Source organism: Micromonospora sp. WMMD1120, from assembly GCF_029626235.1.
Classification (GTDB): domain Bacteria; phylum Actinomycetota; class Actinomycetes; order Mycobacteriales; family Micromonosporaceae; genus Micromonospora.
In genome coordinates, this window is the sequence record NZ_JARUBO010000005.1 from 5,560,762 (window position 1) to 5,585,259 (window position 24,498).

Annotated in this window: 20 protein-coding genes and 1 tRNA gene; 6 read left to right on the plus strand and 15 right to left on the minus strand. The window is 72.2% G+C overall.

Features of this window, described 5'->3' with window-relative positions; translation table 11 throughout:
* The 6 genes from selA to O7634_RS25770 form a co-directional block, all read right to left on the minus strand.
* Complete coding sequence (gene selA / locus O7634_RS25745; RefSeq protein WP_278152699.1) at positions 1–1,305, minus strand: L-seryl-tRNA(Sec) selenium transferase; 1,305 nt, start codon at positions 1,303–1,305, stop codon at positions 1–3.
* 23 nt (positions 1,306–1,328) lie between these two features.
* Positions 1,329–1,424 (minus strand) — tRNA-Sec (locus O7634_RS25750).
* A gap of 13 nt (positions 1,425–1,437) precedes the next feature.
* The gene (gene nrfD / locus O7634_RS25755) at positions 1,438–2,577 is read right to left on the minus strand and encodes an NrfD/PsrC family molybdoenzyme membrane anchor subunit (RefSeq protein WP_278152700.1); all 1,140 of its coding nucleotides are present in this window, start codon (positions 2,575–2,577) and stop codon (positions 1,438–1,440) included.
* On the minus strand, positions 2,574–3,515 hold the full coding sequence (locus O7634_RS25760) for a 4Fe-4S dicluster domain-containing protein (protein WP_278152701.1): 942 nt from the start codon (positions 3,513–3,515) through the stop codon (positions 2,574–2,576). Before O7634_RS25760 ends, nrfD begins: the two co-directional genes overlap by 4 nt.
* Positions 3,505–6,774: a formate dehydrogenase gene (fdh, locus tag O7634_RS25765; protein ID WP_278152702.1), complete on the minus strand. Its 3,270-nt coding sequence runs from the start codon at positions 6,772–6,774 to the stop codon at positions 3,505–3,507. Before fdh ends, O7634_RS25760 begins: the two co-directional genes overlap by 11 nt.
* A gap of 647 nt (positions 6,775–7,421) precedes the next feature.
* Positions 7,422–7,988: a hypothetical protein gene (locus O7634_RS25770; protein WP_278151040.1), complete on the minus strand. Its 567-nt coding sequence runs from the start codon at positions 7,986–7,988 to the stop codon at positions 7,422–7,424.
* A gap of 784 nt (positions 7,989–8,772) precedes the next feature.
* On the opposite strand from O7634_RS25770, the gene O7634_RS25775 reads away from it, so the two are divergent.
* A complete protein-coding gene (locus tag O7634_RS25775) occupies positions 8,773–9,114 on the plus strand; it encodes a hypothetical protein (RefSeq protein ID WP_278152703.1) in 342 nt (113 codons plus the stop codon).
* Positions 9,111–9,770, plus strand: coding sequence for a nucleotidyl transferase AbiEii/AbiGii toxin family protein (locus O7634_RS25780; RefSeq protein ID WP_278152704.1), 660 nt, complete (start codon positions 9,111–9,113; stop codon positions 9,768–9,770). The genes O7634_RS25775 and O7634_RS25780 overlap by 4 nt, the downstream gene beginning before the upstream one ends.
* Before the next feature lie 121 nt (positions 9,771–9,891).
* Here O7634_RS25780 and O7634_RS25785 read toward each other — a convergent pair whose 3' ends face one another.
* Positions 9,892–10,794 carry an SDR family oxidoreductase gene (locus tag O7634_RS25785; RefSeq protein ID WP_278152705.1) on the minus strand — a complete coding sequence of 301 codons (903 nt, stop codon included), beginning with the start codon at positions 10,792–10,794 and terminating at the stop codon, positions 9,892–9,894.
* A 195-nt stretch (positions 10,795–10,989) separates the two neighbouring features.
* On the opposite strand from O7634_RS25785, the gene O7634_RS25790 reads away from it, so the two are divergent.
* Entirely contained in the window at positions 10,990–12,780 is a 1,791-nt protein-coding gene (locus O7634_RS25790; RefSeq protein WP_278152706.1) for a 5'-nucleotidase C-terminal domain-containing protein, read from the plus strand.
* 56 nt (positions 12,781–12,836) lie between these two features.
* Here the strand turns inward: O7634_RS25790 and O7634_RS25795 are convergent, their stop codons facing one another.
* Positions 12,837–13,010, minus strand: coding sequence for a hypothetical protein (locus O7634_RS25795; protein WP_278152707.1), 174 nt, complete (start codon positions 13,008–13,010; stop codon positions 12,837–12,839).
* 81 nt (positions 13,011–13,091) lie between these two features.
* Positions 13,092–14,252 carry a geranylgeranyl reductase family protein gene (locus tag O7634_RS25800; protein WP_278152708.1) on the minus strand — a complete coding sequence of 387 codons (1,161 nt, stop codon included), beginning with the start codon at positions 14,250–14,252 and terminating at the stop codon, positions 13,092–13,094.
* Positions 14,253–14,409: 157 nt separating this feature from the next.
* Between O7634_RS25800 and O7634_RS25805 the strand changes: the two genes are divergently transcribed.
* Both O7634_RS25805 and O7634_RS25810 read left to right on the plus strand, forming a co-directional pair.
* The gene (locus O7634_RS25805) at positions 14,410–14,646 is read left to right on the plus strand and encodes a hypothetical protein (RefSeq protein WP_278152709.1); all 237 of its coding nucleotides are present in this window, start codon (positions 14,410–14,412) and stop codon (positions 14,644–14,646) included.
* Between the two features lie 85 nt (positions 14,647–14,731).
* Complete coding sequence (locus O7634_RS25810) at positions 14,732–16,198, plus strand: MFS transporter (protein WP_278152710.1); 1,467 nt, start codon at positions 14,732–14,734, stop codon at positions 16,196–16,198.
* Positions 16,199–16,314: 116 nt separating this feature from the next.
* Here O7634_RS25810 and O7634_RS25815 read toward each other — a convergent pair whose 3' ends face one another.
* From O7634_RS25815 to O7634_RS25835, 5 genes are all read right to left on the minus strand, one after another.
* Positions 16,315–17,112, minus strand: coding sequence for a class I SAM-dependent methyltransferase (locus tag O7634_RS25815; RefSeq protein WP_278152711.1), 798 nt, complete (start codon positions 17,110–17,112; stop codon positions 16,315–16,317).
* Between the two features lie 230 nt (positions 17,113–17,342).
* Positions 17,343–17,933, minus strand: a complete 591-nt coding sequence (locus O7634_RS25820; RefSeq protein ID WP_278152712.1) for a hypothetical protein — start codon at positions 17,931–17,933, stop codon at positions 17,343–17,345.
* A gap of 600 nt (positions 17,934–18,533) precedes the next feature.
* Complete coding sequence (locus O7634_RS25825) at positions 18,534–19,157, minus strand: hypothetical protein (RefSeq protein WP_278152713.1); 624 nt, start codon at positions 19,155–19,157, stop codon at positions 18,534–18,536.
* Between the two features lie 13 nt (positions 19,158–19,170).
* The gene (locus O7634_RS25830; protein WP_278152714.1) at positions 19,171–20,892 is read right to left on the minus strand and encodes a DUF4012 domain-containing protein; all 1,722 of its coding nucleotides are present in this window, start codon (positions 20,890–20,892) and stop codon (positions 19,171–19,173) included.
* A gap of 151 nt (positions 20,893–21,043) precedes the next feature.
* Positions 21,044–22,300 carry a glycosyltransferase family 4 protein gene (locus O7634_RS25835; protein WP_278152715.1) on the minus strand — a complete coding sequence of 419 codons (1,257 nt, stop codon included), beginning with the start codon at positions 22,298–22,300 and terminating at the stop codon, positions 21,044–21,046.
* A gap of 168 nt (positions 22,301–22,468) precedes the next feature.
* Here O7634_RS25835 and O7634_RS25840 point away from each other — a divergent pair, with 168 nt between their 5' ends.
* A complete protein-coding gene (locus O7634_RS25840; RefSeq protein ID WP_278152716.1) occupies positions 22,469–23,023 on the plus strand; it encodes a low molecular weight phosphatase family protein in 555 nt (184 codons plus the stop codon).
* On the opposite strand, the gene O7634_RS25845 is transcribed toward O7634_RS25840, so the two are convergent.
* Positions 23,004–24,467 carry a polysaccharide biosynthesis tyrosine autokinase gene (locus tag O7634_RS25845; RefSeq protein WP_278152717.1) on the minus strand — a complete coding sequence of 488 codons (1,464 nt, stop codon included), beginning with the start codon at positions 24,465–24,467 and terminating at the stop codon, positions 23,004–23,006. The two genes, O7634_RS25840 and O7634_RS25845, sit on opposite strands and share 20 nt — an antisense overlap.
* Positions 24,468–24,498 lie beyond the last annotated feature (31 nt).

The following is a 24,498-nucleotide window of genomic DNA, read 5'->3' on the forward strand; positions in this document are numbered from 1 at the left end:
TCAGTCGTCCCCGGGTACCCGCAGCACCGCCGCCCGGACGGCCTCGTCGGCGGTGGCGGGCACACAGCGCAGGTCGAGCAGGAGTCGACCGCGCACCACCCGACCGAGCACCGGCTGGTCCCCGGTGCGCAGCGGGCCCGCGTACCGTTCGGGCAGGCTCAACGCCCACGAGTCCAGCTCCACCCCCGGGCCGCCCCCGCCGCCGACGACAGCGACGGACGGCACCACCTCGGCCTTGCGGCCGTCCGCGCCGAGCCGGTCGCGCAGCCGTTCCACCCGTCGGCGCAGGTCGCCCGGGTCGGCGTGTAGCGCCGAGCGGGTGGGGGTGTCCGGTCGGTGCAGGGTGGCGGCGAGCGCGGCCAGGGTGAGCTTGTCCACCCGCAGCGCCCGGGCCAGTGGGTGCCGGCGCAGCCGGTCGACCAGTTCGGCGTTGCCGAGCAGCAACCCCGCCTGCGGCCCGCCGAGCAGTTTGTCGCCGCTGGCGGTGACGAGCGCGGCGCCCGCCCGCAGGGTGCTCGCCGCGTCCGGCTCGTCGGGCAGCAGCGGGTCGGCGTCGAGCAGGCCGGAGCCGATGTCGGCGACCACCGGCACCCCGAGGGTGGCCAGGTCCCGGACGCCGACGGCGGCGGTGAAGCCGGTGATCTGGAAGTTCGACGGGTGCACCTTGAGCACGAAACCGGTCCGCGGGCCGAGCGCGGCGGCGTAGTCGGCGAGCGTGGTGCGGTTGGTGGTGCCCACCTCGCGCAGCCGCGCGCCGGTGCTCTCCAGCAGGTCGGGCAGGCGGAAGCCGTCCCCGATCTCGACCAGCTCGCCACGGCTGACCACGATCTCCCGGCCCGCGGCCAGCGCGGTGGCGGCCAGCACCAGCGCGGCGGCGCCGTTGTTGACCACGTGCACCGCGCCCGCGTCGGGCACGGCGGCGGCCAGCGCGTCCAACGCGTCGCGACCCCGGCGGGCCCGCCGGCCGGTGACCAGGTCCAGTTCGACGTCGGTGTGCCCGGCGGCGGCCACCACCGCGTCCACGGCGGCGGCGGAGAGCGGGGCCCGGCCCAGGTTGGTGTGCAGCACGACGCCGGTGGCGTTGAGCACCACCCGGGAGCCGGTCGCGGGCAGCGCGGCGACGGCGGCGTCGCGTACCTCGTCGGGGTCGATCTCGCCGCGCCGGGCCCGCTCCTGCGCGTGGGACACGACCGCCTTGACCCGCTCCCGGCCGAGGGTCACGCTGGCCGCGGCCAGCAGTGGGTCGGCGAGCAGCGTGTCGGTGCGGGGCACCCGCCGTCGCGGATCCACCGTGGCGTCGCCCATGACGTCATCTCCTGCGGTGCTGTTGGCGGAGACGGACGGGAATCGAACCCGCCTGGCCCGGGTCCCGGACCACACCGGTTTTGAAGACCGGGAGGGGCACCAGCCGCCTGAACGCCTCCACCGGACATTCGATCACACCGCGGGCGGGGCCGCCTGATCAGATGGAAGTTCCGCGCCGGTCCGCCGCGCATCGAGCCGCGCACGTTGCGGCACCACCGTGTAGCGCGGGTCCCGGGCGGAGGCGACGCCGCCGTAGAAGATGCCGAACCGGGTCAGCACCGAAGCGGCCAGCAGTGAGCTGCCGGCCAGCGCCCCGACCACCCGGCTGCGCCGGCCCAGCAGGGCGCCCGCCACCCCGCCGGCGGTGAGCAGCCGCCCGGCGCGCAGCAGCCGGCCCGGCCGGCCCTGCCGGTAGGGCTCGCTGAGCAGACCCAGGCGGGTCTCCACCCGATGCGCGCCGTACAGCTCCAGGGCCGCGCCGGCCACCGCCATCCGGCGGGCCGGTCCGGCCTGGGCCGGCGGCGCGGCGAGCAGACCCACGCCGGCGCCGCTGGCCAGCGCGCTGCCCGCGAAGATCACCGGCAGCTCGGGGTACGCCTCGTGCCAGGACGGCACCGCCGTGTCGGCGAGCAACACCCCGGTGTACGTCGCCAGCGCCGGCGCGGTGCCCGCGGCGAGCAGCCCCGCGGCGTGCCCGATCGGCGGCAGGACCCGACCGGCCAGCCCGAGCACCCCGTGGCGGGGCAGCGCCCCGGCCGCCTCGGCGATCGCGGCGACGCCGGCCGCCGGCCCGTACGCGGTGAGAATCCAGGTGCCCACCGACATCGGCGAGGTCGGCTTGGCCACCCGCAGCATGTGGTGGAACCGCGCCGGCCGGCCCAGGTCCCTGATCAGGAAGACGGTGCTGGCGCTGACGGCGGCCAGCGCGGTGACCCGACCGGCGCGCCGCAACGCGGGCCGGCCGGTCAGTTGCCCACCGGCGGCGAGCAGCGACGAGCCGGCGGCCAGCCCACCGGTGAACAGGTACGCGGCGATGTCCCACTTCCACACCGGCGGCTTGAGGATGGGCCGGCCGTAGTACGAGGTGAACTCGGCCTCCGGCACCCGCAGCTCCTCGCCGCCACCGCGCCCCCCGCGTCGACGGCCCGGGTGGCGGCCGTCCGGCGGGGCGGCCTGCCGCGGCGGGGCGGCCTGCGGGTCGGCGGTGTCGCTGGTCAGCCGGTCGCGGAAGCGGCGGAACCGGTCGCCCACCTCGGGACGGTACGCGCTCACGAGGACCCCCCGACGAACACCGCGACGGTCGCCGCCGCCATGGCGAGCGCGGCGAGGCCGGCGCGTCTCCACATCTTCGGCAGGTCCCGGGTGGTGACGATCGGGTCGGGGGGCAGCCCGTACACCTCGGGCTCGTCGAGGAGCAGGAAGAACGCCCCGTCACCGCCGACGCCGTCGTCCGGGTCCTCCCCGTACAACCGCGCCTCGGCAACCCCCCGCTGGTGGAGTGTCGCCACCCGCGCCGCGGCCCGCTCCCGCAGCTCGTCGAGGGGACCGTACTGGATCGACTCGGTCGGGCACGCCTGCGCGCACGCGGGCGTCATCCCCGCACCGAGGCGGTCGTAGCACAGCGTGCACTTCCACGCCCGACCATCACCCTTACGCTGGTCGATCACCCCGTACGGACACGCCGAGATGCAGTACCCACACCCGTTACAGATGTCCTCCTGCACCACCACCGTGCCGAACTCGGTCCGGAACAACGACCCCGTCGGACACACGTCCAGACACGCCGCATGGGTGCAGTGCTTACAGACGTCCGACATCATCAACCACCGGAAGTCGGTGCGCTGCTCGGCGCCGGTGTCCCGCCCCGGCGGTCGCGCGCCGGGCATCCCGAGGAACTCCGGGCCCGCGCCGGCGGCGGGAGCGGCGGCGACCGGCGCGCCGAGCACGTCGGCGGTGCGGGGCTGCTCGACGAACGCGACGTGCCGCCAGGAGTTCGCCGTCAACGCCCCGGTGTTGTCGTACGACATGCCCAGCAGGTCCAGGCCGCTCTCCGGGACGCCGTTCCACTCCTTGCAGGCGACCTCGCACGCCTTGCAGCCGATGCAGACGCTGGTGTCGGTGAAGAACCCCATCCGCGGCGGCGCCGACGACCACCCGGCGTCCGGCGCCGGGTCCAGCGGACCGTACAGACTGTTCGGGTCAGGAAGCACCCGACTCCTCCCCCGTGCCGTCGGTGACCACCGGCGCGTGCTGACCCGGGGTGATCCCGGCCCGCCGCTGGTAGTCGGCGACCAGTTCCACCAGCGCCGGCCCGGTGGGACGACGTCCGGGCCGGACGTCGCAGGTGCCGACCTTGCTCTCCTGGATCAGCACGTTCGGGTCGAGGCTGATGCCGAACAGGTCGTTTGCCGAGTCGCCGGTGACCAGGCCCTCGAACCCGAAGTGGTACGGCAACCACACCTGGTGGATGACCCGCCCGTCCACCCGCAACGGGGTCAACCGGTCGGTCACCAACACCTTCGCCTCGATCACCGCGCGACCACTGACCAGGTGCGCCCACCCCAGGTGCGCCAACCCGGCCTCGGCGGCCAGGTCCGGTGACACCTCCACGAACATCTCCGGCTGCAACTCGGCCAACGGCGACACCGTGCGGCTCATCCCACCGGCGGTGTGGTGCTCGGTCAGCCGGCTGACCGTGAACACGTACGGGAACACCTGACTGTGCTCCTGCGGCGGGCTCGGGTTCACCGAGTTCACCGGGTGCGCGTACATCTTGCGGGTCGGGTTGGCCTGTTGCCGGTACAGCGGGTTGCGCACCGGCGACTCGACCGGCTCGTAGTGCGTCGGCAGCGGCCCGTCCAGCACGCCGCTCGGCGCGTACAGCCAGCCCTTGCCGTCGCCCTGCATGACGAACGGGTCGTCACCCGCGATGCCCTCGGTCCCCGACGCGCCGGGTGGCGGCCGGTACGACGGTGGCTTGGTCTTCTCGAAGTCCGGCACGTCGTAACCGGTCCACTCGCCCTTGTCGGCGTCCCACCACACGTAGCGCTTGCGCTCACTCCACGGGTTGCCGTCCGGGTCGGCCGACGCCCTGTTGTAGAGGATGCGCCGGTTCGCCGGCCACGCCCACCCCCACTCGGCGGCCACCCAGTCCTGCTCGTGCCGGGACTTGCGGCGGGCGGCCTGGTTCACGCCGTCGGCGTACACGCCCGTGTAGATCCAGCAGCCGATCGCTGTGGAGCCGTCCGGGCGCGCCTCGGCGAAGCTGGACAACGGCGCGCCGGTCGTCACGTCGTACCCGTTGATCTCGCGCAGCACCGCCTCGGCGCTCGGCTCCGCGTGCGGGCCGTGCGTGGGGTAGTCCCAGGTCAGGTCGAGCAGCGCCCGGTCGCGCGGCAGCCTGGAGGCGGCGAGCTTCTCCCGGATCCTCCGACCGAGGTGGTAGAAGAACCACAGCTCGGAGCGGGCGTCGCCGGGCGGCTCGACGGCCTTCTCCCGCCACTGCAACAACCGCTGCGTCTGGGTGAACGTGCCCTCCTTCTCCACGTGCGACGCCGCCGGCAGGAAGAACACCTCGGTCCGGCACTCCTCCGGCACGATCTCCCCGGTGGCCACCTCCGGGCCGTTCTGCCAGAACGTGGCACTCTCGATCATGAAGAGGTCCCGGACCACCAACCAGTCGAGATTGGCCATGCCCAAGCGCTGCGCCCGACCGTGCGCCGAACCGACCGCCGGGTTCTGACCGAGCAGGAAGTACCCCTTGACCTTCCCGTCGATCATGTTGAGAACCTGCTGGTACGTGCCGTGGTCACCGGTCATCCGGGGCAGATAGCCGTAACAGAAGTCGTTCTCCGGGGTCGCCGCGTCCCCCCAGTACGCCTTGAGCAGGCTCGCGGCGAACGACCGCGCGTTGCCCCAGAAGCCCTTCTGCCCCGGGTGCCGGATGCTGTCCACCCACTCGTCGAAGGTGGGGTGCTCCGCGTGGTGCGGCATCGGCAGGTAGCCCGGCAGCAGGTTGAACAACGTCGGGATGTCCGTCGAGCCCTGAATGCTCGCGTGCCCGCGCAGCGCCATCACCCCGCCACCCGGGCGGCCCATGTTGCCCAACAACAGCTGGATGATCGCGCCGGTGCGGATGTACTGCACCCCCACGCTGTGCTGCGTCCACCCCACCGAATAGATCAGCATGCCGGTCCGCTCGCGACCGGAGTTCTCCGTCCACGCCCGCGCCAACTCCAGGAACTGCTCCTGCGAGATGCCGCACACCCGCTCCACCATCTCCGGGGTGTAGCGGGCGAAGTGCCGCCTGAGGATCTGGAACACGCAGCGCGGGTGCTGCAACGTCTCGTCCCGCTCGGTCTGCCCACCGACCGGCGCGCCGTGCGACTCGTGCGTCAACCCCGAGGCGCTGTCCCGCTCCTGCGCGGTGTGCCCGCTGCCCGACGAGCGCTCGTGCCCCTCGTACTGCCAGCTGTCCTGCACGTACGTGCCGGTCGCCGGGTCGAAGCCGGAGAAGAGGCCGTCACCGTCCTCGGTGTCGCCGAACTCCTCGCTGACGATCGTCGCCGCGTTCGTGTACGACAGCACGTACTCCCGGAAGTCCAACTCGTTGTCCAGGATGTACCGCACCACCCCGCCGAGCAGGGCGATGTCGGTGCCCGCCCGGATCGGCAGGTACGAGTCGGCCAGGGCGCTGGTCCGGGTGAACCTCGGGTCGACGTGGAACACCTTCGCGCCCCGGCGCTTGGCCTCCATCACCCACTGGAAACCCACCGGGTGCGCCTCGGCCATGTTCGAACCCTGGATGACGATCACGTCAGCGTTGGCGATGTCCTGCTGGAAGTCCGTCGCACCGCCACGACCGAAGCTGGCCCCCAGACCGGGGACGGTGGCGGAGTGTCAAATACGGGCCTGGTTCTCGATCTGGAGCGCCCCCATCGCGGTGAACAACTTCTTGATGAGGTAGTTCTCCTCGTTGTCCAGCGTCGCCCCACCCAGGCTGGAGAAACCCAGCGTGCGGTTGAGCGGCCGGCCCTGCGTGTCGACGTCCTCCCAGGTCTGCTCGCGGGCGGCGAGCATCCGGTCGGCGATCATGTCGAGCGCGGTGTCGAGCTCCAGATCCTCCCACTGCGTCGAGTACGGGCGGCGGTAGCGCACCCTCGTCTGCCGCAGCGGACTGGTCACCAGACTCTTGCTCGCCGACCCCTTGGGACAGAGCCGACCCCGCGAGATCGGGCTGTCCGGGTCACCCTCGATCTGGCAGACCTGCCCGTCCTTGACGAACACCCGCTGCCCGCAGCCGACCGCGCAGTACGGGCAAACCGACCGGGCCACGCTGTCGGCGGTCTCGGTGCGCGCGGTCAGGCCCGCCGAACGGGCGGACTGCGCAGCCAGGCCCCGGCCGAGCGGGTCCGTGCCGGTGAGCTGCCGGTAGACCGGCCAACCCTCGATGAACGTCCGCAAGCCCATACCCGACACCCCCTCCCTCGCGAGCGACCCCATGAACATAGGTCACCCGAGACAGGTTCGCGAGTGGGGAAAGCGACAGCGCCGCCCCCGGCCCGGTGGGTCGGGGGCGGCGCTGGTGTCGGTGTGCAGGTCGCCTCTCGGCGAGTGGCGCGACGCGGCTCCAGCCGAACGGTATTCCGCGAGGGCAATATAGGTGAGGCCCGGGGACACTGAGTCACACCGACACCCCACACAACCAGCCGACGGTGCCCCTTGTTCCCACCCTCGTCACTCCTCCCTCGGCGGCGGCGGCCCCGCTGACGACGACATTGCCCAGGGCGGCGGCTTCGCCCGAGGCGGCTTCGCTCGAGGCGGCTTCGTTGCCCGCACCGCGACTCCACCCCCGGGCCAGCTTCGCGGCGCGGCGACCCACCTGCGCGGCGAGCCCGGGAAACCGGCTCCGCAGGCGCGGCGAGGTATCGCCGTGGCTCCACGCGGTGGACTCTCGTCCGACCGGCCCGCACCGCGACCTGCGCACGGCCGGGTTCGAGACGCGCGAGCCACGAGATCTTGGACAGTTTCCGTCACGCGTGAACGGAAACTGTCCAAGATCGGCGAAAACGCCGACGGGCCGGCACCCGGTCAGGGGTGCCGGCCCGTGGTGCGGGTCAGCTGTTCCAGTGCTGGGCGACGAGGTCGGTGGCCTGCTGCTCCCACTGGGCGTACGCGTCCGGGTACGCCGAGACCTGCACGGTCTGCGCGGCGTCGGTCAGCGGCATGTCCTGCCACCCGTCGACCTGCTTGAGGCCCTTCAGAAACGCGGTGGTGGAGTACTCCGGGTCGGTGATCTGCTCGGGGGTGCCCCAACCGCTGGACGGGCGCTGCTGGAACAGGCCCAGCGAGTCGTGGTCGTTGGCGTCACCCAGGTGACCCAGGTTCTCCAGCTTCGACTCCTGCAGGCTCGTCGCGATCGAGATCACCGCGGCCCGCTCGGGCAGACCGGCCTTCTTCGTCGCGGCGATGATCGCCTTGACGTTGGCGGTCTGCTCGTCGTTGAGGGTGATGTGCGACTGCTCGCCCTGCGGCTTCGGCGCCTGCACGGCCACCGCGGCGGTGGTGGCGGGCTTGGCGTCCACGGCCGGCGCGGCGTGCGCGGCGACCGGACCGGCGAAGATCCCACCGGCGAACGCGAGACCGGCGACGGACAGCACGCTCTTACGCATGATCGTGTTCATGGGGTGAGCTCCTTCGGGGGTAAGGACACCCCTGCGCGATGCGGGGGTGTGAGCACCTCGTCCGGCGCTGCGAAAGTCTGGGGGTTGGCACACCCGGTGTGCCGGGGATGGCGGTGTTCAGGCCCGGGGGGCCCGTCACGCCAGGTCGGCGGCCTCCGAGCGGGGGCTCGTGGCACCGGGGTCCAGGTGTAACGACCGGCCGACCGGGGTCATTCCCGGGGGCGACCACCTGCGGCCGTGGGGTCTGCAACGCCCCGCCGACCGGGGTCATTCCCGGGGCAGCCGCGTGCGGCCGTGGGGTCTGCTGTAACGACCGGCGGCCCGGGGCCATTCCGGGGCGACCACCTACGACCGTGGGGCCTGTAACGACCCGCCGACCGGGGTCATTCCCGGGGGCGATGGCAGCCGGCGCGGCTGTTGACGACAGCGCGGGGGACGGCATTCCGAGCCCGGTTCGGGTCGGCGCTTCCGCGATCGTCAGGGTGTGTAACGACCCCGACCCGGCCACGATTCCGGCCCACGGGTGCGGTCGGCCACACCTCAGATCCGGACAAACCACCCACCGCGCCTCGGCTGGCCGCCCGAGCGGGCGTGATCCACTCGGGTTGCCGGGAACCTGGGCTATCCAGGCGCGGCAGACACCCCGACATCAGGAAAGACGAGTCGATCATGGCGGACACCGACACCGTACGGACCGGGACGCCGACCCCGTACGGACCGGACGCGAGGCGGTGGACGGCGCATCGTCAGCGACACCGGCTGAGGTGGGCGTTACCCTGACACCATGCAGGCCGTCTCCTCCACCGCGACCGGCGTGGCGTTTCTGGCCCGCCCGGGTCGCCCCGCCGTGGTGGCGCGGACGCTCACCGAGCTGGCCGGCCCTACCCGGGGCGTGGTGGAGTTGCCGGTGCGGTTGATGTGGAACGCCGAGCGCACCTTCGACCTCGCCGACCCGGACCAACTGCTCTGGATGTACGAGAACGTCCTGCGCGAGACCACCCGGGCCGAGGACCTGCGGGCCCTGATCAACGGGCGGACGCTGCGGCGGGTGTGGCGACTGCTGAACCTGCCCCGGGGCGTACGCCAGGCGTGGGAGAGCCGGCACCGCGGCCTGCGCGCCGCGTGACCGAGCCGCACCTGCACGACTTCTACCGGGAGGTGGCCAGGGTGGCGCTGTCCGCCGCCGGGCCGTACCGGTTCGTCCTGGGCGGTGGGGTCGCCTGGGCGGCGCACGGGCTGGTCGCCCGGCCGACGGAGGACGTCGACCTCTTCGCCGATGTGGAGGGGGCGGCAGCGGCGGCGTCCGCCGGGGTGCGGGTGGCGTTGCAGCGCGCGGGTTTCGTGGTCAGCGACGCCGACCCGGACAGTGAGCTGGCCGAGCTGTTCGACGGGTACGGGCAGGACATGAAGGACTTCGTGGTCAGTCGGGACGGGCGGCAGATCCGGCTCAGCCTGGCCCGGCTGGACCGCCGGCAGAGCCCCGTGGTGATGGACCTCGGGCCGGTGATGGACGTGCGGGACCTGGTCGCCAACAAGATCGCGGCGTTGGTCAACCGGCGGGAGGTGCGGGACTTCATCGACGTCGCGGCGGCCCTCGACCACTACGGCGTGACCGAGCTGTTGGTGCTGGCCCGCCAGGTCGACCCCGCGCTGGACCCGGACGACGTCCGCGCCGCCGGCCGCTACCTGGACCGCCTCTCCGACCAGCGCTTCGGCCGGTACGGCCTGGACGCGGCCGAGGTCGCCGAGATCCGACGACGCTTCGCCGGCTGGCCGCGTTGACGCATTCCGACCGAACCAAGCGCGCACGGGCCCACGCCCGGACGCGACACGTTGCCCACCGGAGTGCCACCGACGAGTCACATCGCCGGGTGGGCGTCCGCGGACGCCCACCCGGCGGTGGTCACTTGGTCGGTCGACCGCCGGTGACGCCGAGGATCTCGCCGGTGACGTAGCTGGACTCCTGCGAGGCGAAGAAGACGTACGCGGGGGCCAGCTCGGCCGGCTGACCGGGGCGTCCCTCCGGGGTGTCGGTGCCGAACTGCTTCACCTTCTCCTCCGGCATGGTCGCCGGGATCAGCGGCGTCCAGACCGGGCCGGGAGCGACGGCGTTCACCCGGATGCCCTGCTCGGCCAGGTCGGCGGCGAGGGCCTTGGTGAAGTTCGCGATCCCCGCCTTGGTGGTGGCGTAGTCGAGTAGCTGCGGCGACGGGTCGAACGCCTGGATCGACGCAGTGTTGATGATCGCCGCCCCCTCGGACAGGTGCGGGATCGCCGCCTTGCAGAGCCAGAACATCGCGTACAGGTTGGTCTTGAGCACCCTGTCGAACTGCTCGGTGCTGATGCCGAGGATCCCCTTGTCCTGCGACATCTGGTACGCCGCGTTGTTGACCAGGATGTCCAGGCCGCCGAGGTCGCGTACCGCCCGGTCGACCAGTTCCTGGCAGTGCGCCTCGTCGGTGATGTCCCCGCGTACCGCGACGCCCCGCCGACCGGCCTCCTCGACCAGCCGGATGGTCTCCCGGGCGTCGGCGTCCTCCTCCTCGCCGAGATACGAGATGAGCACGTCCGCGCCCTCCCGGGCGAAGGCGATGGCGACCGCCCGGCCGATCCCGGAGTCGCCCCCCGTGATCAGCGCCCGCTTGCCGTCGAGCTTGCCGCTGCCCCGGTACGACTCCTCCCCGTGATCCGGCCGGGGACTCATCCGCGCTGTCGAGCCCGGCGCGGACTGCTGCTGTGCGGGCTGACCCGACTGCTGGCCGTACTGGCTGGTGGGGTCCTGTTGGGTGTGCTGGTCCTCAGTCACCGATGTCTCCGAAGTCTCCTCGCGCCGCGCGGAAGGTGGTGCGCTCCCGCGAAATTCCGTCCCCGACCGCCCTACCCCCGGTGGACCTGTGGAAACCGGTGCAACGGTCGGGGCTGCCGTGGCGGGAGGGTCTGGCGGTGGTTATGGTGCGCGAGGCGCCCACGAAGCGCGTCCACCCCCATGGAAAGGCACGTCATGACCTCTCCCTCCGGCCCGTCGCGTCGTCAGGTGCTCGTCGCCGCGGCCGCGGCGGCGACCACCCCGCTGATCGCCGCCGCGCCCGCGCAGGCGGCCGGCGCGGCCCGGTCGCGCACCTGGGACCTCACCCTCCTGGGTACGTCGGACACGCACGGCAACGTCTACAACTGGGACTACTACCGAGACGCCGAGTACGACGACAGCAAGCACAACGACATCGGCGTCGCGAAGCTGGCGACCCTGATCAACCAGATCCGCCGGGAGCGGCGCGGCAGGGCGACGCTGGTGCTCGACGCCGGCGACACCATCCAGGGCACCCCGCTGGCCACGTACTACGCCAAGCAGGAGCCGATCACCGCCACCGGCGAGAAGCACCCGATGGCCCGGGCGATGAACGTCATCGACTACGACGCGGTGACCCTCGGCAACCACGAGTTCAACTACGGCCTGCCGCTGCTGGACCTGTGGATCCGTCAGCTCGGCTTCCCGGCGCTCGCCGCGAACGCGATCAACGCGAAGACCGGCAAGCCGGCCTTCCTGCCGTACGTCATCAAGAAGGTCTCCCTCGGTCTCGGCGCGCCGACCCTGCGGGTCGGCATCCTGGGACTGACCAACCCCGGCGTGGCCATCTGGGACAAGGGCAACGTCGAGGGCAGGCTGCGCTTCGACGACATGGTCGCCACCGCCGCGAAGTGGGTGCCGATCATGCGGGACCGCGGCGCGGACCTGGTGCTGGTCTCCGCGCACGGCGGGGACAGCGGCACCTCCAGCTACGGCCCCGAGCTGCCGAACGAGAACCCGGTCGCGCTGATCGCCCAGCAGGTTCCGGGGATCGACGCGATCCTCTTCGGGCACGCGCACAACGAGGTGGTCGAGCGCTTCGTGACCAACGAGCGGACCGGAGAGCAGGTGCTGCTCTCCGAGCCGTCCAAGTGGGGTCAGCGGCTCACCCGGATGGACTTCACCCTCACCCGCCAGCGCGGTCGGTGGGCGATCACCACGAAGTCCGCCACCATGCTGAACACCAACACCGTGGTCGAGGACCCGAAGGTGCTCGCCGCCGTGCGGGCCCAGCACACCAAGACGGTGGCGTACGTCAACCAGGTGGTCGCCACGTCCACAGTGGAGTTGTCGGCGGCCGAGTCGCGGTACAGGGACACCCCGATCCTGGACTTCATCAACCACGTGCAGACCGCTGTCGTCGGCGCGGCGCTGACCGGCACCGCGTACGCGGACCTGCCGGTGCTGTCGATCGCGGCGCCGTTCAGCCGTACCGCGGTGTTCCCCGCCGGGGACGTCAAGATCCGCGACGTGGCCGGCCTGTACGTGTACGACAACACCCTCGAGGCGGTCGTGCTCAGCGGCGCCGAGGTGCGCGCGTACCTGGAGTACTCGGCGAAGTACTTCCGTACCGTCGCGCCGGGCGCGGCCGTGGACCCGGAGCAGATCAGTGACCCGGCGGTGCCGGACTACAACTACGACGTCTTCTCCGGCGTGGACTACGACATCGACATCTCCCGGCCGGTCGGGCAGCGGATCACCCGCCTGGTGCTGGCCGGCACCGACACGCCGGTGGCCGACAACGCGCAGTTCGTGGTGGCGGTGAACAACTACCGGCGCAGCGGCGGCGGCAACTTCCCCGGCATCGTGAAGACCCAGGTCTACAACGCGCAGCAGGAGATCCGTCAGCTGCTCATCGACTGGGCGCAGGCCCGGGGCACCATCGACCCGACCGACTTCTTCCAGCCGAACTGGCGTCTCGTCCGCGAGGGCGTGCCGGTCTTCTGATCCAGCGGTGACCGACGGGCCGTGGGTGGCGACACCCGCGGCCCGTCGCGCGTCTCTCAGCCCTGCACGTTCCAGCGCACCGGGTCTTCGGCCACCTCCGACCGGTTCCGTCCCGGGTCCGTCTCGGTCAGGGCGACGAGCTCGTCCGGCCGGACCGGGGGCGGCAACTCCCCGAACCGGACGTGCCGCAGGAACGCGTACTCGTCGTCGGTGAACGGTTGCTCGGTCATCGCCGCCTCCTCGTGCTGTCCCCCGATTCTCGTCGCCACGGGTGGCGCGGCATCAGCGTGGCGCACACCCTCTATGGCGTCCTAGGATCCTGGTTGACTGCTGGTGAGCGGGCGGGATGGTTGGGGCAGCCGGTCGAGCAGCGCGAGGGCGGCCCTGATCCGCCGGTGCCCCAGCATCTCGTCGAAGCTCGCCTGCCCCTGGCAGAACCGCACGAACATCCGCCAGCCCGGCGGGGTCGCCAACAGGGCGTGGAACACGTCCGGACGGCGGGTGAACACGTCGAGCAACCGGAACCCCGCCCGCATCTCCGGCAGCAGGCGCTCGGCGACCGCCCGTTCGTACCCGGCGAGGTCGCCGGCCGCGACCGCCGCGCCGGCCAGCTCACCGGAGCGCAGCGCGAAGCTGATGCCCTCCCGGCTCCACGGCTCCAGCAACCCGGCCGCGTCCCCCACCACCAGCACCCGGCCGGTACGCAACGGCGAGTCCTCCGCACGGCACCGGGTCAGGTGACCGGAGTCGTGCTCCGCCGGCAGGCCGGCCAACCCCAACCTGTCGACGAACTGCCGCAGGTAGTCACGGGTCCCCTCCCCCGCGCCCCGGGCGGCGATCACACCGACGGTCAACCGGTCCCCCTTGGGAAAGACCCAGGCGTACGAGCCGGGCATCGCACCCCAGTCCAGCAGCAGCCGGCCACGCCAGCGCTCCTGCTCGGCCGGCGGCACCGGAATCTCCAGCTCCAACCCCAGATCCACCTGCCGGTACCGGACCCCCACCTGCCGCGCGGTCACCCCGGACGAGCCGTCCGCGCCGATCACGGCACGGGCCGCGATCGTCGTACCGTCGGCCAGTCGCAGGCGTACCCCCTCGGGGTCCTGCTCGATCCCGCGGACCGCGACCCGCTCCCGCAGCTGCGCGCCGGCGGCCACCGCCGCCGCGCGCAGCCGGTCGTCGAACTCCTCGCGGCGCACCATGGTCAGCACGGGACCGGCGTTGCGGCGGGTGAACTCCCGGCGGCCGTCGCGGGTGAACGTCACCCGGTCGACCCGGTCGCTGGCGGGCACCTCGATCCGGCCCGCGACGGCGGCCAGGGAGGTGCCGATCAGGCCACCGCCGCAGGTCTTGTAGCGCGGGTGCGCGGCCCGCTCGACGACAAGGGTGGAGACGCCCGCACGGGCAGCCGCGTGGGCCGCGGAGAGCCCGGCGGGGCCGGCGCCGACGACGACGAGATCCCAAATGATCACGGAAGCAGCCTAGGGCACCACCGAACCCCCGACGCCGCGCCACAGCGGTGGCGGTTCCCTCCGGGACCCCCGATCGGGTGGGCATCTTCGGTCAGCCAGGGGGTAACCGGCGCACGGCAACCGGCCGCCGCGACGGCGGGCGAGCGAAGGAGGAGTCATGCAGCAGGTGCCACTGTCGGAGGCCGAGCAACGGGTGTACGAGGCGGTCACCACGCTGGAGGCGCGCGGGCAGGTGCCCTACCCGGACCTGATCGCCGAGGAGTCCGGCCTGACCGAGGAGCAGGTGGGCAGCCCGCTGCACCTGCTCACCGAGAAGGGTCTGCTGCACCGCGAGGACTCGCCGATGGCCGGCCTCGACTTCGGCCCCCGGTTCTGCGCCCGCCAGATGGCGTGACCCACCCGCACACCGGAAAGGGTTCACCCCCCGTTGGCAGGGGTAGCGGTCAACGATGCGTGATCGACGGTCAACGGGGGACACCATGAGCGCGGCGCAGCCGCCGCAGCCGGTCACGGAGGCCGAGAACCGACGACGCTGGCAGGCTGTGGGCGTCGGGTTGGTCGCCGCGTTCATGACGCTGCTCGACGTGAGCATCGTCAACGTCGCGGTCCCGTCCATCGACAAGGCGCTGCGCGCGTCACCGAGCGACCTGCAGTGGGTCCTCTCCGGGTACGCGCTGACCTTCGGCCTGGCGCTGGTGCCGGCCGGGCGGTTCGGCGACGCCCGGGGGCGGCGCAACGCGTTCGTGCTCGGCATCGCCCTGTTCACCGTCACCAGCGCGCTCGCCGGCCTCGCCACCTCCCCGACCTGGCTGGTCCTCGCCCGACTGTTGCAGGGCGCCGCCGCCGGCATCGTCAACCCGCAGGTCATCGGCCTGATCCAGCAGCTCTTCCGGGGGCCGGAGCGGGCCCGACCGTTCGGGCTTCTCGGCGCCACCATCGGCATCTCCACCGCCGTCGGGCCGCTGCTCGGCGGGCTGCTCATCGCCATCGGCGGCGAGGAGCACGGCTGGCGGTGGGTCTTCTTCGTCAACGTGCCGGTCGGCGTCCTCGCGGTGATCCTCGGCTGGCGTCTGCTGCCCGGCCGCCCCGCCGGTCAACCCGGCTGGCGTCAACTGGACCCGGTCGGTGTGCTCCTGCTCGGCGTCGGCGTGGTCCTGCTCCTGCTGCCCCTCGTCCAGGAGCAGCAGTGGAAGAGCCCGTGGAAGTGGGCGCTCATCCCGGCGGGACTGGCGGTCCTGGTCGTCTTCGGGCTCTGGGAGCGACGGTACGCACGCCACCACGACCCCCTGTTCGACCTACGCCTGTTCGGCGTCGGGTCGTACACCCTGGGGTCGATCCTGGCGCTCGTCTACTTCGGGGGCTTCACCGCGATCTTCTTCATCTTCACCCTGTTCCTGCAGATGGGCCTCGGCTACAGCGCGCTCGTCGCCGGCCTGGCCATCACCCCGTTCGCCCTCGGGTCGGCGGCCGCCGCCGTGCTGGGGGGCCGCATCGTCAACCGCTTCGGCCGGCCACTCGTCGCCATCGGCCTGCTCACGGTGGTGGTCGGGCTGGTCGCGACGGTGATCGCGCTGCGGCTCGCGCCGGACGCCCCCGCGCCGTGGGTCGCCGCCGGTCCCCTGCTCATCGCCGGCATCGGCAGTGGCCTGGTCATCGCGCCCAACCAGACGATCACCCTCTCCGAGGTGCCGGTGGAGCAGGCGGGCAGTGGCGCGGGCATGCTCCAGACAGGCCAGCGGATCGGCGCCGCAGCCGGCATCGCCGCCGTCGGCTCGCTGTTCTTCTCGTCGCTGGCGGACACCCGCGACTGGACCACCTCGTTCGAGCGGTCGCTCATGCTGGCCGCCGGCATCATCGTGCTCGCCCTGGGCTGCGCGTTGATCGACATCTTCCGCACGAGAGCCCGCGGGTTCGCGAATTCGGAAGCCCCGAGACGCGGGAACTGACGTACCCGTCGTCGAGTGCTAGGGGTTCGCGAGCTGGCGTGTCGGTCCTGGGTCGCCAGGCGTGTCGGACGGTGTTCCGTCGGCCCTGGGGTTGGGACCACGCGCGGCTCGGGGCGTCACGGTGTCCTGGGCGCGATCGCGAGCCGGTTCCGGTACCGCTTGGTGATCTCTCCGTCGTAGACGTTCTCGATCAGGTGGGTGATGCAGGCGAACAGCCCGTCGCGTGCCTGGTGTGCCAGGGCGCGGTGGCCGGAGTACGTCATGAGCAGGTTCCGGTACTCGTCGGCGGTGTAGGTCTGCTGCCACTCGTAACGGCGGAACTCCACCGGCCCGAAACGGGCCGACCGCTCGAACTCCGCCGTCTCGTCGGCGGTCTCGTCGTCGGTGGTCAGGCGCATGCCGGGCGGTGTGCTGGGGTCGAATCGCTCGTAGCATCGTTGTGCGTCGGCGAAGAAGGCGTCCGTTCCGCCGGCGATGTGGTGGGTGGAGACGATGGCGAGCGCTCCGCCGGGGCGCAGCAGGTCGGCTGCTCTGATCATGCGTACGTCGGGGTCGAGCCAGTGGAAGGCGGTCGCGGAGAGCACCGCGTCGAAGGGTTCGCCGGTGGGCCGCCAGTCCTCGAACGCCGAGGTGACGACGGTGACGTTCGGGAACTGGGCGAGATTACGTCGTGCGACGGCGACCATGTCGGGACTGAGGTCCATCGCCACGACGGCGCATCCCAGCCGTGCCAGGGGCAACGTCGCTTGGCCGGTGCCGCATCCGATCTCCAGCACCCGAGCGTGCGGGCCGAGACCGGCGAGTGTGGCGAGGTCGGTGAAGAGCGGGGGCGGGTAGCTGGGACGGCACCGGTCGTACAGTTCGGCGTCCTCGCCGAACGTGGTGCGCAGCTCTTCGCGGTCGGCGCGGGTCATCGTGGCTGGTCGTCCCTTACGGTGCGCGGGTTGTCGGTGTTCGGGCGACGGGGATGAGGTCCGGGGCACCCGCGGCATCTTCCCATCGGGGTCCGCGGTTGGCGACGGCTTTGGCGTCAGCCGCGGATGGCGGTCTCGTCGATGCGCGGACGCCGACGGAGCTGGCCCGGGTACGCCGCTGGCCGGCACCCCTGTGTTGGGGTGCCGGCCAGCGGTCGGTGGTGCGGGGGTCAGCTGTTCCAGTACTGGCCGACCAGGTCGGCGGCCTGCTGCTCCCACTGGGCGTACGCGTCCGGGTACGCCGAGACCTGCACGGTCTGCGCGGCCTCGGTCAGCGGCATGTCCTGCCACCCGTCGACCTGCTTCAGGCCCTTCAGGAACGCCGTCGTCGAGTACTCCGGGTCGGTGATCTGCTCCGGCGTGCCCCAACCAGAGCTAGGGCGCTGCTGGAACAGGCCCAGCGAGTCGTGGTCGTTGGCGTCACCCAGGTGACCCAGGTTCTCCAGCTTCGACTCCTGCAGGCTCGTCGCGATCGAGATCACCGCGGCCCGCTCCGGCAGGCCGGCCTTCTTGGTCGCGGCGATGATCGCCTTGACGTTGGCGGTCTGCTCGTCGTTGAGGGTGATGTGCGACTGCTCGCCCTGGACGCCGTGCGGGATCAGCGCGGCGGGGTCAGGCTTGGCAGCCTGCACCGCGACGGCGGCGGGCTTGGCGTGCACCGTGTGCGCGTCCATGGTGTGCGCGACCGGGCCGGCGAAGATGCCACCGGCGAAGGCGAGACCGGCGACGGACAGCACGCTCTTACGCATGATCGTGTTCATGGGGGTGAGCTCCTTCGGGGGTAGGGACACCCCTGCGCGATGCGGGGGTGTGAGCACCTCGTCCGGCGCTGCGAAAGTCTGGGGGTTGGCACCGACGTGCCGGGAAGGGTCCGTGGTGCCGGATCGGCGATCGTCAGGTGTGGGCCTGTCCCGCCGGGTCCGGCGGCCGTCGAGCGGGGGCTCGTGGCGGCCGGGCCAGATGTAACGGGCGGCCGGCCCGGGTCATTCCCGGTTGGCCATCCGCCGGCGGATCGGGTTACCGCTCGGGCGGTCCTGCGATCGTCGGAGTGTGTAACGACCCCCGTCCCGCCAGCATTCCGGTCCGCGGGTGGAACCGAGCATTGGCCATAACCGGACAAATCGCTTTAATCCGGCTCGGCCAGCGGATACAGCGCCGCTGATCCACTCGGGTTCCAGGAAGTCGGGGCATCCCGGGCGGCGGAGACCCCGACTTTCAGGACGTCGAGTCGATCAACAACCCCGAAGCGGACAACGGGAACGGTGGGGACGGGCTGACGCCCGCCGGATTGCTCCGACGGGCGTCAGCGGTGGTGCGGTCCGGACTCAGCCCGGCGATCCGGGGCCAGCCCGGCGATGCGGTCAGTGCGCGGCACCGCCGAAGCGCTGGCGACGACGCCAGGCCATGGTCAGCAGCAACATGATCGCGCCGGCGCCGACCAGGCCGCCGCCGAGCTTCATCGGCGTGCCGAGGCTGTCACCGGTGACCGGCAGCGGCTGCTTCTTGGGCAACACCCGCAGCTCGGTGCTCGCCGTACGGCCGGACTCCCGGCCTACCGCGGTGAAGGTCAGCAGACCGGTCACCGACGGCTTGTAGTTCCGGGTGAAGCGCCCCTGGGCGTCGGTCTGCGCCGTGAAACTCAGCGGCGCGCTCGCCTGGAAGGCCACCGGGGTCATCGCCACGGTGCTGCCGTCGCTGCGGCGAGCCGGTGCCTGGCCGCCGGCCGGCGCGGCCAGCGGTGTCACCGTCACCGTGATGTCGACTGTCTCGTTCGGGCCGAAACCGACGCCGGTCAGCACGACCGTCTCGCCGATGAAGATCGTCGGCCGGTTGACGGTCAGAGCCGGGTTCTGCGGCGTGTACGGCGGCGGTTGGGTCGGACCGGTGCTGGGCGTTGGCTGCGGCTGCGCCGCCCCCGCTGCCGTCGGCACGGCCACCACGGCCAGGCCGACCGTGAGCGCCATGATGATGCGGGATAGCCGCATGATTGGTTCCCTCCTACTGGTCACAGCTTGGTGCGGAATGAACTTGGGTGGTCCAGGGGCTGGCGGTGGGGGTCAACCGCAACTCGGCCTGCCCGACGCCGGTCTTGGCCGTCAGGAGGGTGACCTCCAGCGCCCGCTCGGCGCCGGGGCCGACGTCGACGCTCGCCGTCGCCACCTGACGGCGACGTTCGGTGCCGCTGCCGAGCGCCGTCTCGGCCCCGTCCAGGCGGGCCTCGAGCACCGCTCCGCCCGCCGGGCTGTAGACCGACACCAACGTGCGGGCGGTGTACGGGTCGCCAGCCATACCGAGACCGAGGACGGACTCGCTGAGTCCGGACCTCGGCGCCGTCGAGCGCAGGGTCACCCGCAACCGGAGCTCACGGCGGCCGTCGGGCCGGCACGCGCCGACCGTCACGTTCGCCGTCGGCCGCAGGTAGTAGCCGAGCTTCGCGCCGCTGCCGTCGTTGAGGAACACGCCGACAGTCGGCACGGTGTCCTGTTCCGGAAGCGTCCCGGCCATCCGGCTGTCGCCGAAGGTCCGCTGTTCTTCAGGTCGGGCACTCCAGAACAATATCCGTCGTTCGGTGATAGCACGGTCAAATGCGGACAACAACACCCGTGGGTTGACATTCTTCTTGAAGAAGGCGTCGAACACCGAGGCCGCCGAGGCCGCGAAGAACTCGTCCTGCTCCTTGACGCTCAGCCGCTGGTAGCTCTCGTTGAGCAGGGTCTGCACGACCTTCTCGCTCGCCAACGGCACACCACCGGGCACCAGGACCGGGCCGGTCGCCTTCAACAGGTACGACAGCACCACCGGGTCGACCGCGAGCACCCCGTCGACGGTGGTGCCGGTCTTGCGCCGGAACATCTCCCGGTAGAGCGAGGCGGCGGTCGGGAAGTGCGGCGTCAGGTTGACGTCGGCGGGGTAGATGCCCGGCAGGTCCGTCCAGAGCGCCCGCGTCTCGGCGGGCAGTTTCAGCGCCGGAGTGAACCGCCCGAGCGAGGCGGTGCTGCCCTGCCTGCCCATCCGGACCGCGCCGTCCTCCGCCTGCATCAGCGCGTACGCGCCGAACATGCCACCGGTCGCGCGCAGCTCGGCGAGGTTCTGCGAGACCAGCAGGTAGCGCCGCGGGCCGTTCACGCCGAGCAACGGTGGCAGCAGGCGGGCGCCCTGATCGGCGGCGGTGGTGAGCCCGGCCAGCCGGTCGATCTCGCCGCGCAGGTCGGTCAACGCCTGGCGGACCTGGCTGACAAGACTGTCGGCGGGCACCGCCGCCAGGTTCCGGCGCGTGCGTTGCACCGACTCGTTGGCCTGGGACACCTCGGCGGACACCGCTGTCAGCCGGGCCAGGTCCAGTCGCCCTCCGGCCGGCACCAGGCTGCTCAGGTCGGTCCGCAGCAGTGTCGGGAACGCCTGCCGGGCCAACTCGTCGATGGCGACCGCGATCTGCTGGACGGCGTCGAGGTCGTCCCCGGCCACCGGGGTGTGCCGGGCGAGCCGCCAGCTCGGGTCACTCGTGGCGCCACGGGCGGCCCGGGACTGCTCCTGGAGGGCGGCGAGAGTTCGCAGCGCCCGGTCGGTGTCCCCACCGACCACCTGGGCGCTCAGCTCGCGGGCCAGCCCGGCGGCGTTGACCAGGTGGGCGCGCGCCTGCCAGCCGCGAAAGCCGATCCAGCCGACGGTGGCCAGCAGCAGCGAGCCGACCACCAGGGCGCCGAGGAGGGCCCGACGCAACCGGGCACGCCGGCGACGTCGCGACCGGCTCCGCCGCCGGATCGGTCGTTCGCTTCCCGTCACACCACACTCCCCATCGACGAACCGGACAGAAGACTCATTTCCTTGACGTTCTTAGCACAGACCATGAAAATTCGTGGTCTTATTGCTTCTATGTAGCATTAGGAGAGATTCCCTCACGAATGGGGCGGGGTTCCGCCGCCCGTCCCGCCGCCTCGTACAGCAGCCGCTCGATCTGGTCGACGCCGGCCGGCAGCGACATCTCCCGCAGGTAGGCCGCCCGCCCGCGACGCCCCATCTCGGTACGCGTCGGCGGAGGAATCGTGGCGGCCAACCAGAACCGGTCGGCGAGCGCCGCCCAGTCCTCCGGCGGGCAGGACAACCCCGCCCGGGCCCGTTCGACGAGCTCGGCGGTATCCCCGCCAGCCGACGCGATCACCGGCGCGGCACACGAGAGCGCGGCCTGGAGCTTGCCGGGCACCGTGCCCCGCAGCTCCGGAAGGTCGCGCAGCATGACCAACTGATAGTCGGCGGCGGCGTACAGCTCGGGCATGTCGACCGGCGAGCGTCGCTCCAGGAAGCGCACGTTCTCCGCGCCCAGCTCGGCGGCGAGCCCCCGCACCCGCCGCTCGGCCCCACCCGACCCGACCAGGACCAGATCCATCGTCCGGTCCAACGCCGCGGCGGCCCGGACCGCCGTCTCCAGCCCCTGCCGCGCGCCGATGGTCCCGGCGTGCATCACCACGCACCGCCCGTCCCGGCGGACCAACCGCCGGGCCGCCGCCCCGGGCGTCGCCGGGCGGAAGATCCGCTCGTCGGTCCAGTTCAACACCAGCCGTACCCGGCCCGGGTCCGCGCCGGCGGCGATCACCAGGTCCCGCATCGACGGGGCGGCGACGGCGATCCGCGTCGCCGCCCGGTAGATCCGGGTCATCGCGGCGCCCAACCGCTGCGCCCAGCGCCCCTCGCCCGCCTCGTCCGCGCCGTCGCGGGCCCAGACGTCCTGCACGTGCAGCACGGACGGCACCCGTGCGAGCAACCGGAGCACGGCGGCGGCGGCGAAGGTCGTGGCCGGTAGTTGGAACACGTAGAGCGCGTCGATGCCGGCGAGGAACCGACGTGCCGCCAACGTCGCGCTGCCGGCGAAGGAGAGGTAACCAGCCATCCTCGCCCCGGTGGACGCGGCACCGCCGGGAAGCCTCGGCACCCGCTTGACGCTCAGCCGCTCGCTGTGCGTCTCGTGGTGCCAGCGCTGCCGCCAGCCAGGGTAGACGTGTCCACCCGGATAGTCCGGGAATCCGGTGAGCACCCGGACCTCGTGCCCCCGCGCGGCCAAGGCCTCGGCGAGGCTTCCCGGGATGAACGCCGGCTCCGGCGGGAAGTGGTAGGACAGGATGCCGATGCGCACCGCTACGCCCCCGCCCGGCCGCGAGCGCCGTCGATCGGCGCGGCACGGCAACCGACGGACGCCGCGCGCGCGTACGATGCCGGCAACCCCTCCCCGCGCGGCCCCCGACGTCGACGCGCCGCCCTCGCGGCGCGGACGCCGGTGTCCGCACCGACGAGAGGGGCACCGATGCCTGACCGCGTGTTGTTCGTCTGCCACGCCAACCTGTGCCGGTCACCGATGGCCGAGTACCTGGCCCGCCGGCTGCTGGCCGACCGCTCGGTCGCCGTCGCCAGCGCCGGCACCGACGCTGTCGACGGGCTGGGCATGCACCCGTACGCGATGGAGGTCGCGGCCGAGAGCGGCGCGGACCCGGCGGAGTTCCGGACCCGAGGGCTACGCCCCGAGCACCTGAACGACGCGACGCTGGTGCTGACCGCGACCCGGCGGCAACGTTCGGTCTGCACCGCGCTGGCGCCGGGCGCGCTGCACCGGACGTTCACACTGCGCCAGTTCGGGCGGCTCGCCGCCGCGGCGGAGCCGCCCACCGAGCCGGTCGACGACTCGTTGCGGGCGGCGATCACCGCCGCTGCCCAGGCCCGGGGTCGACTGCAGCCCGCCGTCGGGGACGACGACGACCTGCGGGACCCGATCGGCGGCACGTCGGCAGACTTCCGGCGCTGCGCCGAGGAGATCGAACGCGCGCTGCGGCCCCTCGCCGCGCTCATCGGGGCAGCCGGGTGAGTTCCTGGGTGTGGTCGGCGACGCCGTTGACCCCGTCGGCGCTCGCGCTGTGCCGACCGGATGTGGCCCGGTCGGTCGGCACCCCCGCCGTGGGCGTCGAGGCGACCACCCGGTAGGCCTCGTACTGGTACGCCTCGGCCTTGGCCACCTTGGCCATGTTCAGCACGCAGCCGAGCAGGCGGACGGAGACCGAGTGCAACGCGCGGGCCGCCGCGGCGACCTGGGTCCGTGAGGTACGCCCCTGCTGCGTCACCAGCAGCGCGCCGTCGGCCTGCACGGCCACCACCACACCGTCGGTCACCGCGAGCAGCGGAGCGGTGTCGATGATCACGATGTCCGCCGACTCGCGCAGGGCCAGCAGCAGGTCCGCCATCGCCTTGGAGCCGAGCAGTTCGCTCGGGTTCGGCGGAGCGGAGCCGCTGGGCAGGACCAGCAGCGACTTGTCCCCCCACCGCTGCACGACGTCGCCGACCTTGACGTCACCGACCAGCACGTCGGTGAGGCCCACGCCGGCGTCCAGGCCCAGGTAGTCGTCGACCTTCGGGCGGCGCAGGTCGGCGTCGACGAGCAGCACCCGCCACCCCGCCTCGGCCAGGGCGATGGCCAGGTTGCAGGAGAGCGTGGTCTTGCCCTCGCCCTGCAACGCGCTGGTGACGGCGATGACCCGGGCCGGCTCGTGCACGTCCACGAAGCGCAGGTTGGTCCGCAGCTTGCGCACCGCCTCGGCCCGCGCCGAGGTGGCGGCGTCACCGACGATCAGCGGCGCGCTGCGGGCGGTGCCCTCGAACGGAATCTCGCCGAGCAGCGGACTTCCGGTGGCCCGTTGCAGACCGGCGGCGTCGCGCAGCCGGACGTCGGCGATGCCACGCAGGATCGCCAGGCCGATGCCGAGGAGCAGACCGACCAGGCCGCCGAGGGTGAGGTTGCGGACCGGCTGCGGCGACACCGGGTTGGGGGTCACCCGGGGGCCGCTGACGATCTCGATCTTGATCGGCGTCTTGCCCTCGGGTGTCGTCTCGACCTTCTGGACCAGGTCGACGAACTTGTTGGCGAGACTCTCGGTCACCCGCAACGCCCGGGTCTGGTCGGTGTCGGTGACCGTCGCCCGCAGCAGGACGGTGCCGGCCTCGGTGGAGGTTCTCACCCGACGCTGCACCTCGTCGGCGGTCAGACCCACCGGCGTCTCGGCCACCACGCTCTGCGCCAGCCGGTCACTGCTGAGCAGGTCGGCGTACGACTTGACGCGCTGCTGGAGGAAGAGACCGCCCTGGTACGCCTCACTGACGCCCGAGTTGGGGGTGGTGACGAAGAAGGTCACCGAGGCGACGTACCGGGGTTGGGCCCGGACGGTCAGGAACGCCGCGACACCCAGCGCCACCATCACCGTGACGAGTGGGACCCACCAGTGCCGACGCACGTGGCGCAATTGGCGGAGCAGGTCCATCAGGAGCGCCTCCGCGTCGGTCCGGTTACGC

Excerpts from the sequence above, each read along its gene's own strand:
- O7634_RS25840 (WP_278152716.1), top strand. The coding sequence starts at position 22,469 with ATGCCTGACCGCGTGTTGTTCGTCTGCCACGCCAACCTGTGCCGGTCA.
- O7634_RS25770 (WP_278151040.1), bottom strand. The coding sequence starts at position 7,988 with ATGAACACGATCATGCGTAAGAGCGTGCTGTCCGTCGCCGGTCTCGCG.
- O7634_RS25825 (WP_278152713.1), bottom strand. The coding sequence starts at position 19,157 with ATGCGGCTATCCCGCATCATCATGGCGCTCACGGTCGGCCTGGCCGTG.
- O7634_RS25805 (WP_278152709.1), top strand. The coding sequence starts at position 14,410 with ATGCAGCAGGTGCCACTGTCGGAGGCCGAGCAACGGGTGTACGAGGCG.
- O7634_RS25790 (WP_278152706.1), top strand. The coding sequence starts at position 10,990 with ATGACCTCTCCCTCCGGCCCGTCGCGTCGTCAGGTGCTCGTCGCCGCG.
- O7634_RS25815 (WP_278152711.1), bottom strand. The coding sequence starts at position 17,112 with ATGACCCGCGCCGACCGCGAAGAGCTGCGCACCACGTTCGGCGAGGAC.
- O7634_RS25820 (WP_278152712.1), bottom strand. The coding sequence starts at position 17,933 with ATGAACACGATCATGCGTAAGAGCGTGCTGTCCGTCGCCGGTCTCGCC.
- O7634_RS25810 (WP_278152710.1), top strand. The coding sequence starts at position 14,732 with ATGAGCGCGGCGCAGCCGCCGCAGCCGGTCACGGAGGCCGAGAACCGA.
- selA (WP_278152699.1), bottom strand. The coding sequence starts at position 1,305 with ATGGGCGACGCCACGGTGGATCCGCGACGGCGGGTGCCCCGCACCGAC.
- O7634_RS25845 (WP_278152717.1), bottom strand. The coding sequence starts at position 24,467 with ATGGACCTGCTCCGCCAATTGCGCCACGTGCGTCGGCACTGGTGGGTC.
- O7634_RS25775 (WP_278152703.1), top strand. The coding sequence starts at position 8,773 with ATGCAGGCCGTCTCCTCCACCGCGACCGGCGTGGCGTTTCTGGCCCGC.
- O7634_RS25795 (WP_278152707.1), bottom strand. The coding sequence starts at position 13,010 with ATGACCGAGCAACCGTTCACCGACGACGAGTACGCGTTCCTGCGGCAC.